This window comes from Kocuria tytonicola (genome assembly GCF_003687175.1).
Lineage (GTDB): Bacteria > Actinomycetota > Actinomycetes > Actinomycetales > Micrococcaceae > Kocuria > Kocuria tytonicola.
The window spans coordinates 16545-28033 of the sequence record NZ_RDEX01000002.1 but is presented as its reverse complement, the minus strand read 5'-3'; the positions used below and the strand labels follow the sequence as shown (position 1 = coordinate 28033).

Genomic DNA, 11489 nt, shown 5'->3' with positions numbered 1-11489 from the left:
GTGCTAACCCAATACTGGCACCCGCGCGCGCGGAACCGCAAACGGTCCCCGTGCCCCGGGCCCGGGTTTCATTCCCGGCTGAACGCCGCCCGGATCAGGCGGGGACGACGCCGCCCGCGCACCGTTGCGACGCCCCCGCCCAGGCGGCGTCGGGTCCCGCCGAGGGGACCGAGAAGACCGGGGATGCGGCCGCGGCCTGCGGCTCCTGCGCCGTGCGCGGCGAGTTCACGAAGCACACCGCGCCGATCACGAGCGACGTCACCCCGGCGGCCACGACGGCCCGCAGCTCGCGGCGGGAGCCGGTGCGGGCCCGGGGGTTGTGGCCGCGGTGCGCGCCCTGCCGGGCACCGTCCTCGGGGACGTCGTCGAACTCGTCGTGGGGGTACTGGCTCATGGTCTGCTTCCTTCTGTGGTCGGGCACCCCTCCCCCGTCCTGCAGCGGCCGTGGTGCCTGCGGGACGGACGGGGCGGGGCCGCGGCGGATGGACTGTGCCGGCCGCGGGCGGTGTGGACGCGGGACGGGACACCACGGCACCCCTCCGGATGCTGGCCCCCGGCACGCGTCCGGCGCTCAGCGCTCCCGCGCGCGTCGCAGCCGGGCGATCAGCATGGGCGCGTGCCGGGCGGCCGCCTCGGAGGAGACCAGGGAGTTGAGCCGCTGGTAGTAGTGGACGGGGCTGAGCCCCAGCCGGGCGCGGATCGCGGACTCCTTCGCACCCCGGTACTTCCAGTGCTGGGCCTCGAGCTCCAGGACGGCGCGGTCGAGCTCGTCGAGATCCTCTCCCGTGGTAGACATGGGCTCAACCCTAGCGCGCGCCGCGGACCCGGCCGTGCGCCGTCGAGCCCCAGGAGGACCGCCGTGAGCACCCCGCGCCCGCTGCACGAGATCATGCACCAGGACTGGGCGGAGGCCCTGGCGCCGGTGGAGCCGCGGATCCGCGAGATGGGTGAGTTCCTGCGCGCGGAGCACGCCGCGGGGCGCCACACCCTGCCCGCCGGGGAGCGGATCTTCCGCGCGTTCCAGGAGCCCATGGCAGCCGTCAAGGTGCTGGTGGTGGGCCAGGACCCCTACCCCACGCCCGGGCACGCCATGGGGCTCTCGTTCTCGGTGGCGCCGGACGTGCGCCCCGTGCCGCGGTCCCTGCAGAACATCTACAAGGAGCTGCACGCGGACCTCGGGGTCGAACCACCCGCGCACGGGGACCTGTCCTCGTGGTCCGGTCAGGGCGTGATGCTGCTCAACAGGGTGCTCACGGTGCAGGCGGGCTCCCCGGCATCCCACCGCGGGAAGGGGTGGGAGGAGGTCACGGAGCGTGCCATCCGAGCGCTCGGCGAGCGCGGGCAGCCGCTCGTGGCCGTCCTGTGGGGCCGGGATGCCCGGGGCACCGCCGCATGGCTGGGTGGAGCCCCCACCGTGGAGTCCGCACACCCCTCGCCCCTGTCCGCGTCCCGCGGCTTCTTCGGATCCCGCCCGTTCTCCCGCGTCAACGACCTGCTGCGGGAGCAGGGGGCGGAGCCCGTGGACTGGCGGCTGCCGGACGGGGTTCCCCGGGGCTGAGGGCACGGCACCCGCGCCGCCGTGCGGCGTCAGCGGCGCCGGTTCCGCCGCTGGGAGAGGTGCTGCATCTGCTCGATGAACGGGCGCATCAGGTACTTGGCGAGCACCACGCCGGCGGCCAGCAGCACGATCGACGCCATGGCGTTGACCAGCTCCGTGATGCCCTGCCCCGAGGACGGGGTCTCCACGGTCAGCGCGTACATCCCCCGGAACAGGGTGAGCCCCGGGAGCAGGAACGTCATGGCGGGGATGGCCAGCACCGCCTGGGGAATCCGGGAGCGCGCCGCGAACAGGGCGGCCACGCAGCCGCTGGTCACCGCGCCGAGTCCCGTGCCGATCCGGCTGCCCGCGCCGAGCGCCGCGGCCCCGTGGTAGAAGAGCAGTCCCACGGCGGCCGCCACGAGCGCCGGGGGGACGTGCCGCGGCTTGACCTGCATGGTCACCGCGATCAGGGCGGTGGAGATCAGCATGAACACGATGTTGGTGAGCACGCCCGTGGGGGTGAAGCTCGACTGCGAGACGTCGATCGGCGGTGCTCCCGCCAGGTTCACCGTGGTGGAGACCCCCAGGGCGATCCCGGCCACGATGCCCAGGAACGCCATGGCCGTGGAGAGCAGCCGCCCAGCGGCCGTGACCGGGAACCCGTTGATCGCGTCCTGCATGGTGGAGACCATGCGCGTGGTGGGCAGCAGCATGATGAGCCCGCCCGCGATGACCTTGGGCGGGGAGAGCTCCACCCCGAGCGCGGAGACGACGATGGCGATCAGCGTGACCACGAACGCGTTGGCCGCCAGGGAGAAGAACTCGGGGATGCGCCACGCCGCCAGCTTGCCCGTGACGAACTGCACCACCGTGGCCGAGCCCACGGCCACGAGGGCACCCGCGAACGACGCTCCCAGCGCGAGGGCGAGGGTCCCCGCCGCGATCACCGTGGCTGCCGCCACCATCCAGCGGGCGTAGGGCTTGGGGCGGGCATTGATCGCCGCGAGCTCGCGCTCGGCCTTGCGCAGGGGCATCTCGCCCTCGATGATCCGGGTGACGAGCTGGTGGGAGTCCGCCAACCCGGAGTAGTTGTCCGTCCAGGAGCGCACCACGCGCATCACGGTGTGGCTGGAGGTCAGCGAGTCGCCCCACGGGTCCTCGCCCGTGCGCGGCGCGCCCGGTTCCCGCCGCTCCCCCGTGGTCCCGGGAGTCCCCGCGAAGGACGCGGTGCGGTCCTCGGAGGCACCGGACCCCGCCGAGGCACCCTGGCCCGCGGCCACGAGCTTTCCGGTGGGCGTGGTCTCCGCGACGTAGTTGATGGTCACCGACTGGTTGGTGATGTCCACCTCCAGGTTCTCCACCCCGTAGGTGGCGCACACCGCGATGATCGCGTTCTCCACGTCCAGGGCGTCCGCCCCGTAGTGGAACATGGTCTCCGCCAGGCGCAGCGCGAAGTTCAGGGTGCGCCGGGCCTGCCGGTCCGTGCCGTCCCCGAACTTGCGCAGGTTCTGGAACGGGGTGGCCGTGAGCCGGTCCAGCACCCGCATGGGAGCCGTGGGAGCGGCGTCGCCCGCCACGAGAGAGCGGAACAGGGACTTCGGTGCGGCCGGGGGCTCCACGCGCGCGGCCGGGTACTGGCCGCGCGGGATGGCCGTGGTGGCCGGGGCGATCTCGTGCTCCACCGTCTCCGGGCGCTCCACCGGCGACGCCGCGGGGGCAGCTCCGCGCCGGGAGGCCGTGCTGACCGGCTCGGTGAGAGCGGCGGAAACCCCCGCGCGGTGCCCCTGGCCCGCGCGGTCGGCGGCGATCTGACCCGGGGTGAGCACGGGCAGTGCCGTGGCCTGCGGGGAACCGGCCGGGGCGGACTGGCCCGTGCGGAGAGGGCGGCTCCCCGTGGTCCGCGGCGTCGCGGCCGTCCGGGGGCCGGTGTACGGGTGGGCGGCCGAGCTGCGCAGCTCGGCGCGTGCGGCCTGCTCCTCGGTGGGGCGGGGCAGGGGGCGCGGGCGGCGCCGCGGCGTGGTGGGCCGCACGGCCTCCCGCAGCGCCGTGTCCCCGCCGGGGCCGAACGGCAGGTCCTCCACACCGGAGGACTCGGTCCCCTCCCCGGAGGAGGGATAGCCCTGGTGGGCCATGCGGGTCAACTGTTCGGTCACGCTCACGTCGGATGAACCTTCCCTGCCGCCGCGGGCACTGCTCGGAACTGGTGTGGCGGGCGCGTCAGGGCGCGTCCATCAGGCGCCGGCGGTGGTGCCGCCGGGCGCGTCGACCGGAAGCCGGCCGCTCAGTAGAACGGCTGCCCCGTGCGGCGCACCCAGAGCTGGCGCTGGACCTTCTCCGCCAGGCTGGTCCACACAGCGTATTTCGCACGGCTGAGCGGCTGGTCCCAGACTCCTGCGTAGTCCACGACAGTCTTGGTGAAGCTCGTCTTGAAGAGGCCCAGGCCGTAGTAGTGGTGCTCCTTGTTCTTGAGCTGGTCCGAGGGCGGGGTGCCGCAGAAGTCGTACTGGGTGATCCCGTGGTCCCGCTTCAGATCCGTGATGGCGCTCCACTGCACCAGGTGGGAGTCCCCGTACTGCCTGCGCCGCGGGGTGGAGCCGCCGTCCTTGTAGGTGCCCTTGCGGCCGTAGGCGATCACGTAGGCGCCCACGGAGGGCTTGCCGTCCTCGTAGGTGAAGTACAGCCGGCCCTGGCCGCGCTCGGCGAAGTTGGTCCAGAACGCCCGGTAGTACTCGTAGGAGCGCAGGTTCACGTGCGCGTGACCCTGGCCCACGGTGTCCATGAGGGCGTACATGGCGCGCATGTTCTCCTCGGTGAGCGGGACCTGCTCCACCTCGCAGCCCTCGCGGGTGGCGCGGCGCACCGCGTTGCGCCCGCGCGAGTGCAGGGACTTCAGCAGGGCCTTCTCGTCCATGTCCGTGTCCAGGACGGCCGTGGAGTCGTTGGGCTGGATCTCGAAGGACTTCACGAGCCCGCACCGGGCCAGCACGCCCGCCGCGTAGTCGGAGGCGAGGATCTCGGGCTCGTACTTGATGGCGAACACGCCCTTGGCGGCACCGGCCACGAAGCGCTCGTTCGCGGCCACGATGCCGGGCATGTCCTCCACCGACTCCACGTCCGGTCCCTTGATCATGTACCAGAGCTTGCCCAGGGCCGGGACGGACTTCTCCAGGACCAGGTTGTAGCTGGGCTGGGACCCGTCCGAGGGTTCGTAGACCACGTGACGCGGCGTCCACCCGTGGTCCTTCTTGACCTGCGCGAACGCCTCCGACTGCAGCAGGTTGCCGCCCGATGGATTGGCCGTGACGTGCTCGTCCCACTCGGACACTTCCTGGGCGGTGGCAAATCGTGCAGTGAATTCTCGCAAGGCTCTCTCAATCCTGTGCCGCGGACGTGCTCGGTCGAAGGGCGGCGCGGCCCGGGGGCGCACGCCGCCTCACATGGTATCCCGCCCGGCTCAGGCGAGCCCGGGGTTGCGGGTGCGGGAGTCGTCGTCCGGGTCCACGTTGCCCGGTTCCGGTGCCGGATCCCGCAGGGTGTGCTGCGCGCCCGGTGCGGTTCCGGGCTCGCCCTCGGGGCGGGTGCTCGTTCCCGGGGTCGACTCACCCGGGGTCTCGGCGGCCGCCTCGGCCGCGGCCGGGCTCGGCGTGCGTTCCGGGGCCGCTCCGGGTCCGGTGACGACGCCGCCCGCGGCCCGGGCGCCGTCGTCATCCCGGAGGGCCGACCCTGTGCCGGGACCGCCCCCGGCCCGGACGCCCGCGCCCGCGAGCGCGTACTTCCGGTCCGCGGCGGGGACCACCCCGCCGGGCGAGAGCGGCCCGCGGTCGTTGAACACGTACTTGCCGGGGTGCCCGGCCGTGAAGCGGTCCGGGTCCGCGTAGTCCCAGTCCTCGCCCCAGCCGCCCTCCACACCCTCGAACAGCTGCCCGGGGGTGAGCCACTGGTAGAGGGACTCGTAGGAGATGCTCTGGGTGGCCGTGACCTTGCGGCGCAGCATCTCGCGCGTGAGCTCCTCGGGGTGGTCGCAGCCCATGGTGGAGATGATCTGCCCGGCCTCCTCCACGGTGAGGCGGTGGTAGCGCTCCACGCGGTCGCCCTTGTCCTCGACGTCCAGGGCGCGGTATAGCCGGGGGTCCTGGGTGGTGACGCCCACGGGGCACTTGTTGGTGTGGCACGCCTGCGCCTGGATGCAGCCCACGGCCATCATCATGGCGCGGGCGCTCATGCAGAAGTCCGCGCCCTGGATGATGTGGCGCACGATGTCGTGGCCCGAGGTGATCTTCCCGGCGCAGCCGAGCTTGATCCGGTCCCGCAGCCCGGCGCCCACGAGTGCGTTGTGCACCAGGATCAGGCCCTCCACCAGGGGTGTGCCCACGTGGTCCTGGTACTCCAGCGGTGCGGCTCCCGTCCCGCCCTCGGCACCGTCCACGATGATGAAGTCCGGTGTCACGCCCTCCTCGATCATGGCCTTGCAGATGGCCAGGAACTCCACGCGGGAGCCCACACAGAGCTTGAATCCCACGGGCTTGCCGTTGGAGAGCTCCCGCAGCTGCGCCACGAACCGCACGAGCTCACGGGGTGTGGTGAACGCGGAGTGGCTGGCCGGGGAGACGCAGGTCTGACCCTCGGGCACCCCGCGGGCCTCGGCGATCTCCTGGGTCACCTTGGCACCCGGAAGCACACCTCCCAGTCCGGGCTTGGCCCCCTGGGAGAGCTTGATGTTCACGGCCTTGACCTGTGGGAGGTTGGCCTTCTCCCGGAAGATCTCGGGGTCGAAGTGCCCGTCCGCGTCCCGGGTGCCGAAGTAGCCGGAGCCGAACTCCCAGATGATGTCCGCGTCGTGGGCCAAGTGGTACTTCGTGAGACCGCCCTCTCCCGTCTCCTGGGCGAAACCGCCCTTGGCGGCACCCTTGTTCATGGCCAGAACGGCATTCTTCGACAGCGAACCGAAGCTCATGGCGGAGATGTTGAGCAGGGAGGCGTCGTAGGGCTGCCGGCAGTCCGGCCCGCCCAGTTGCACCCGGTGCTCGTCCTTCGGGGCCGCCCGGGGGGCCACCGACTGCACGAAGTACTCGTAGCCGGGCTCGTTGACGTCCAGCTCCGTGCCGAACGCCTTGTCCCCCTTGAAGCCCTTGGCGCGGGAGTAGACCAGGGAGCGCTGGTCCCGGTCGAACGGCTTGCCGTCGTAGTTGCGCTCGATGAAGTACTGCTGGATCTCGGGGCGGATCTTCTCCAGGAAGAACCGCATGTGGCCGAGCACCGGGAAGTTGCGCAGGACGGAGTGCTTGCGCTGGGTGGCGTCGCGCACACCCACGAGGAGCAGCAGGAGGAAGACGGCGGCGGGGATCCACCATCCCCAGGGACCGAGCACGGCCGCGAGCACCGTGGCGAGGGTGGCCAGTGTGAGGCCACCGAGGATCAGAAGTCGCACCATGGGGACACCGTACCCCCGCCCGACGCCGCGCACCCTCCGTCCCGCCGTGCGACGCGGGCCCCACCCACCACCGCGGCCGCACCCGGCGACCACCCGCGGAGGCCCCGGACACGACGGAGCGCCGGGCACCCGCGAGGGGCACCCGGCGCTCGGTCACGCGGGGTCGCTCAGTCCGCGTCGAGGTCCGTCTCGATGATCCCGGCGAGGTGCTCGAGCGCCTCCTCGGCACCGTGGCCCTCGGCGGCCAGGACCACCCTGTCCCCGTGGGACGCGCCCAGGGACATCAGGGAGAGCACCGAGGAGGCGTCCATGCCCTCCTCGGCATCCTCACCCTCGGCGCGGATGGTGATCTCGAGGTTCTCGTACTCCCCTGCCGCCTCGGCGAAGATCGCCGCGGGGCGGGCGTGCAGGCCCACTCGGGAGGCCACGGTGGCGGTGCGTTCGGTCATGTCAGCTCCTGGTCAGGTTGGTTGTCGGGTCGGGTCGGTGGTGGAACGGGTCAGTGTGGAACGGGGTCACAGCCCCAGCTCCGCGAGCACGGGCAGCTGCGACCGCACCGCGTCCTTGGCCTCGGAGGCGCTCGTGGCCTCCAGGGCGAGTACCGCGAGCCGCCGCGCCTCGGTGGCGTCCACGCTCGCGAGCACGGTGGCGACCGCGGCGAGCGAGCGGGGGCTCATGGAGAGCGTGTCCACGCCCAGCCCCACGAGCACCACGGCCAGCGCGGGGTCCGCGGCGGCTTCACCGCACACCCCCACGCTCTTGTGCGTTCCGCTCGTGGTGCCCGACGCCGCCGCGCCGCGCGTCACGCACTCCACCATCCGCAGCACGGCGGGCTGCCACGGGGAGTTCAGCTCGGCCAGGGAGCCGAGCATCCGGTCCGCCGCCATCGTGTACTGGGTGAGGTCGTTGGTGCCGAGCGAGACGAAGTCCACGCGGTCCAGGATCTGCTCGGCCGTGAGTGCCGCGGCCGGTGTCTCCACCATGACACCGCACACCGGCAGCCCCGCCTCGTGCGCGAGCTCCTGGAAGTGCACCGCCTCGGACACCGTGGCGATCATGGGGGCCATGACCCACACCTCCGCCCCGCTGCCCTCCCGGGCCGCGGCGATCGCCTCGAGGTGGCGGGCGAGCACGCCGGGGGTGCTCCAGTCCGTGCGGTAGCCGCGCACGCCCAGCGCCGGGTTGGGCTCCTCGGCGTCCGTGAGGAACGGCAGGGGCTTGTCCGCGCCCGCGTCCAGCGTGCGCACCACCACCTTGCGGTCCCCGAACGCCGCGAAGACCTCCGCGTACGCCGCGGTCTGCTCCTCCACGGTGGGCTCGGCGTCGCGGCCCAGGAAGCAGAACTCGGTGCGCAGCAGCCCTACACCCTGGGCGCCGGCCTCCGCCGCCGCCCGAGCGTCGTCGCCCGTGCCCACGTTGGCCAGCAGCGGCACGGGTGTGCCGTCCGAGAGCGCACCGTGGCCGTCGAAGGACGCGAGCCGCTCGGCGGTGCGCCGCCACGCGGCCACGGCCTCCGCCTCGGTCTCGCCGGGAGCGGTGACCACGGTGCCCGCGGCCCCGTCCACGAAGACCGGCGTGCCGGCGTCGAGGTCCAGGACGCCCTGCACCGCGACGACGGCGGGCAGCCCCAGGTTGCGCGCCAGGATGGCGGTGTGGGACTGCGGCCCGCCGGAGGCCGTGACGAGTGCGAGCACCACGTCCGGGTCCAGCACGGCGGTGTCCGCCGGCGCGAGGTCCTCGGCGGCGAGCACGAACGGCTCGCGGCGCTGGGGCACTCCCGGGGCGTCCTCGCCGCGCAGCTCGGCCACGAGGCGGGCGCGGACGTCCTCGATGTCCGCCGCGCGCTCCGCCATGTACCCGCCCATGGCCCGCATCTGGTCCGCGTACGCCGTGGCGGCCTGCCACAGGGCACGCTCCGGGCTCAGCTGCTGCGACGTCACGAGCTTGACGGCGTTCTTCACGAGGGCCTTGTCACCGGCCATGAGCGCGGTGGCCTTGAGGACCTCGGCGGCCGACTCCGAGCGGGCCCGCGCGGCACGCTCGGTCAGCTCGGCCCTGACGGCGAGCGCGGCCGCCCGGAGCCGGTCGGTCGCGGCCTCGGGGTCCTCGGTGAGCGGCTCGCCCTCGGGCGGCTCGCTCACCGCGGGAGCCATGTGCACGAGCGGTGCGATGACGCGCCCGGGGCTCACGCCCACGCCGTCCAGGATCTCCCGCTGCGGTTGCCTACTCTGTTCGTCCATGGTCCTCACGCTTCCACGCCCTGCTGCGTCTGGGGAACCCCCGGCACCTCACCGGCGTGCCGCTCCGCACCTCCGAGGCGCTTGAGCACCGTCACGAGCACGCCGACGATCACGGTGCCCACCAGGATCGAGAGCAGGAAGCCGCCCCACCCGCCGATCACCGGCAGGATCCAGATGCCGCCGTGCGGCGCGGCGGAGGTGACGCCGAAGGCCATGCACAGGGCACCGGTGACCGCGCCTCCCACCATGGAGGCGGGGATCACGCGCAGCGGGTCCGCCGCGGCGAACGGGATGGCGCCCTCGGAGATGAAGGACGCACCCAGCAGCCACGAGGTCTTGCCGTTCTCGCGCTCGGCCGCGGTGAAGTACTTCCGGCCCAGCACCGTGGAGGCCAGCGCCAGTCCCAGCGGGGCCACCATGCCCGAGGCGATCACGGCGGCCATGATCTCCTGCGGTGCGGTGTTCGTGGCGGTCGCCGCCCCCAGCCCGGCCACGGCGAAGGAGTAGGCCACCTTGTTGATGGGCCCGCCCAGGTCCGAGCACATCATGAGACCGAGCACGGCACCCAGGGCCACGGCGGACGCGCCGCTCATCCCGGACAGCAGGCCGGTCAGCCATGTCATGAACGCGGCAATGGGCCCGCCGACCACCAGGAACAGCAGCCCGCCCGCGAACAGCGAGGCCAGCACGGGGATGATGACCACGGGCATCAGGGACCCCAGCCAGCGCGGGACCCTCGGCAGGGTCAGCCAGTAGGCGCACAGCCCCGCCAGCAGACCGCCCACGATGCCGCCGATGAACCCGGCGCCCATGAAGTTCGCCACGAGCCCCGCCGCGAAACCGGGGGCGATGCCCGGCCGGTCCGCGAGCCCGTACGCGATGTAGCCCGCGAGCGCCGGGACCAGCAGGCTCATGGCGAGGTTGCCGATCTTGAACAGCACCGCCCCCAGGTACATCCCCAGGGACACGTCCCCCAGGTTGCCCAGGGTGGCGGTCTGGAGGATGTCGTCGGCCTGCTTCACCACTTCCACGGGGTCCGCGATCATGAACGCCATGGCCATGAGCAGACCACCCGCCGCCACGAACGGGATCATGTAGCTCACACCCGTCATCACGGCCTTGCGGATCCGGGTGCCCCAGCCCTCGCCCGCCGTCAGCGCGGCCGAGGCCTCCGTGCCGTCGCCGGTGACCTTGGGCGCGTGCGGATCGTCCGCCGCGGCGAGCGCCTCCTCGATCATCTCGCGCGGCTCGTCGATCCCGCGCTTCACGGCGGAGGCGGTGTACGGCAGGCCCGCGAACCGGCCGCGCTCGCGCACGTCCACGTCCGTGGCGAAGATGACGGCCTCCGCCCGCGCGATCACCTGCGGGTCCAGGCGCGTGGCACCCGAGGAGCCCTGCGTCTCGACCTGCAGGTCCACACCCATCTCCCCGGCGGTGTTCGTCAGTGCGTCCGCGGCCATGTAGGTGTGCGCGATCCCGGTGGGGCACGCGGTCACCGCCACGAGCCGACGCGGGCCGGGGCCACCGTCCGGATGCCCGGCGGTGGACTCCCCCTCGGACGACGCCGCGGCGCCGCCCCCCGCGGTTCCGGCACCCACCGCTGTGGCTCCGGCCGCGGCAACGCCCGGGACGGGCCGCTCGCGGTGGGCGTGCCCGGCAGCGGTGGTGTCCTGCGCCGTGGCGGGGGTGCCGGCCACGTCCGCGGCGGAACCGGGCGTCGTCGTGGGCGTGCCCGCGGGCGCGGCGCCCTGGTCCGCGGGCCGCGCGGCGTCGTCGTCCTCCGGAGCGAGGCCCAGGGCGCGGTCCACGATGCCCACGATCTCTTCGGGGGAGCTCGCGGCGCGCAGGGACGCGACGAACGGCTTCTTCATGAGCGAGCGCGCGAGCTTGGACAGCAGCTTGAGGTGCTCCTGGTCCGCTCCGGCGGGAGCCGCGATGAAGAAGACGATGTCCGCGGGACCGTCCTTGGCGCCGAAGTCCACGGCGGGGGCGAGCCGCGCCATGACCAGGGTGGCCTGCGTGACGGCCTCGGAGCGGCAGTGCGGGATGCCGATGCCACCCGGGATCCCGGTCGCATTCTTGGCCTCACGGGCGAGGGCGTCCGCGGCGAGCGAGTCCGCGTCCCGCGCGCGTTCCTCCCGGTGGACGGTGGCGGCGAGCTCACGGATCACGTGATCCGTGGACGCGCCCAGGTTCCGGTCCAGCAGGACCAGTCCGGGGGTGATGAGATCCGACATGTCAGGGCTCCTCGAGTAGGGCCGGTGGGGTGGTGGAGCTG

9 protein-coding genes are annotated in these 11489 nt (G+C 73.0%); 1 reads left to right on the top strand and 8 read right to left on the bottom strand.

What is annotated here, in order from left to right; translation table 11 throughout:
* Positions 1 to 94: 94 nt before the first annotated feature.
* Together EAE32_RS08405 and EAE32_RS12110 are read right to left on the bottom strand one after the other, a co-directional pair.
* Positions 95 to 394 carry a hypothetical protein gene (locus tag EAE32_RS08405; protein ID WP_240625040.1) on the bottom strand — a complete coding sequence of 100 codons (300 nt, stop codon included), beginning with the start codon at positions 392 to 394 and terminating at the stop codon, positions 95 to 97.
* 177 nt (positions 395 to 571) lie between these two features.
* A complete protein-coding gene (locus EAE32_RS12110; protein ID WP_121845557.1) occupies positions 572 to 796 on the bottom strand; it encodes a DUF3263 domain-containing protein in 225 nt (74 codons plus the stop codon).
* 63 nt (positions 797 to 859) lie between these two features.
* On the opposite strand from EAE32_RS12110, the gene EAE32_RS08395 reads away from it, so the two are divergent.
* Positions 860 to 1558, top strand: coding sequence for a uracil-DNA glycosylase (locus EAE32_RS08395; RefSeq protein ID WP_121864865.1), 699 nt, complete (start codon positions 860 to 862; stop codon positions 1556 to 1558).
* Positions 1559 to 1587: 29 nt separating this feature from the next.
* On the opposite strand, the gene EAE32_RS08390 is transcribed toward EAE32_RS08395, so the two are convergent.
* The 6 genes from EAE32_RS08390 to EAE32_RS08365 all read right to left on the bottom strand — a co-directional run bounded on the left by EAE32_RS08390 (position 1588) and on the right by EAE32_RS08365 (position 11448).
* Positions 1588 to 3699 (bottom strand): threonine/serine exporter family protein, encoded by a 2112-nt coding sequence (locus EAE32_RS08390; protein WP_121864864.1) that lies wholly within the window; start codon positions 3697 to 3699, stop codon positions 1588 to 1590.
* A gap of 122 nt (positions 3700 to 3821) precedes the next feature.
* A complete protein-coding gene (locus EAE32_RS08385; protein WP_121864863.1) occupies positions 3822 to 4904 on the bottom strand; it encodes a lipid II:glycine glycyltransferase FemX in 1083 nt (360 codons plus the stop codon).
* Between the two features lie 90 nt (positions 4905 to 4994).
* The gene (locus EAE32_RS08380) at positions 4995 to 6971 is read right to left on the bottom strand and encodes an FMN-binding glutamate synthase family protein (protein WP_121864862.1); all 1977 of its coding nucleotides are present in this window, start codon (positions 6969 to 6971) and stop codon (positions 4995 to 4997) included.
* Positions 6972 to 7138: 167 nt separating this feature from the next.
* The gene (locus tag EAE32_RS08375) at positions 7139 to 7420 is read right to left on the bottom strand and encodes an HPr family phosphocarrier protein (RefSeq protein WP_121845552.1); all 282 of its coding nucleotides are present in this window, start codon (positions 7418 to 7420) and stop codon (positions 7139 to 7141) included.
* Positions 7421 to 7486: 66 nt separating this feature from the next.
* A complete protein-coding gene (ptsP, locus tag EAE32_RS08370) occupies positions 7487 to 9211 on the bottom strand; it encodes a phosphoenolpyruvate--protein phosphotransferase (RefSeq protein ID WP_121864861.1) in 1725 nt (574 codons plus the stop codon).
* Positions 9212 to 9216: 5 nt separating this feature from the next.
* The gene (locus EAE32_RS08365; RefSeq protein WP_121864860.1) at positions 9217 to 11448 is read right to left on the bottom strand and encodes a PTS fructose transporter subunit IIABC; all 2232 of its coding nucleotides are present in this window, start codon (positions 11446 to 11448) and stop codon (positions 9217 to 9219) included.
* Positions 11449 to 11489: the final 41 nt, after the last annotated feature.

What these genes read in the sequence shown, in the direction of transcription:
- EAE32_RS08405 (WP_240625040.1), bottom strand. Translation starts at nt 394, where the DNA reads ATGAGCCAGTACCCCCACGACGAGTTCGACGACGTCCCCGAGGACGGT.
- EAE32_RS08380 (WP_121864862.1), bottom strand. Translation starts at nt 6,971, where the DNA reads ATGGTGCGACTTCTGATCCTCGGTGGCCTCACACTGGCCACCCTCGCC.
- EAE32_RS08365 (WP_121864860.1), bottom strand. Translation starts at nt 11,448, where the DNA reads ATGTCGGATCTCATCACCCCCGGACTGGTCCTGCTGGACCGGAACCTG.
- EAE32_RS08375 (WP_121845552.1), bottom strand. Translation starts at nt 7,420, where the DNA reads ATGACCGAACGCACCGCCACCGTGGCCTCCCGAGTGGGCCTGCACGCC.
- ptsP (WP_121864861.1), bottom strand. Translation starts at nt 9,211, where the DNA reads ATGGACGAACAGAGTAGGCAACCGCAGCGGGAGATCCTGGACGGCGTG.
- EAE32_RS12110 (WP_121845557.1), bottom strand. Translation starts at nt 796, where the DNA reads ATGTCTACCACGGGAGAGGATCTCGACGAGCTCGACCGCGCCGTCCTG.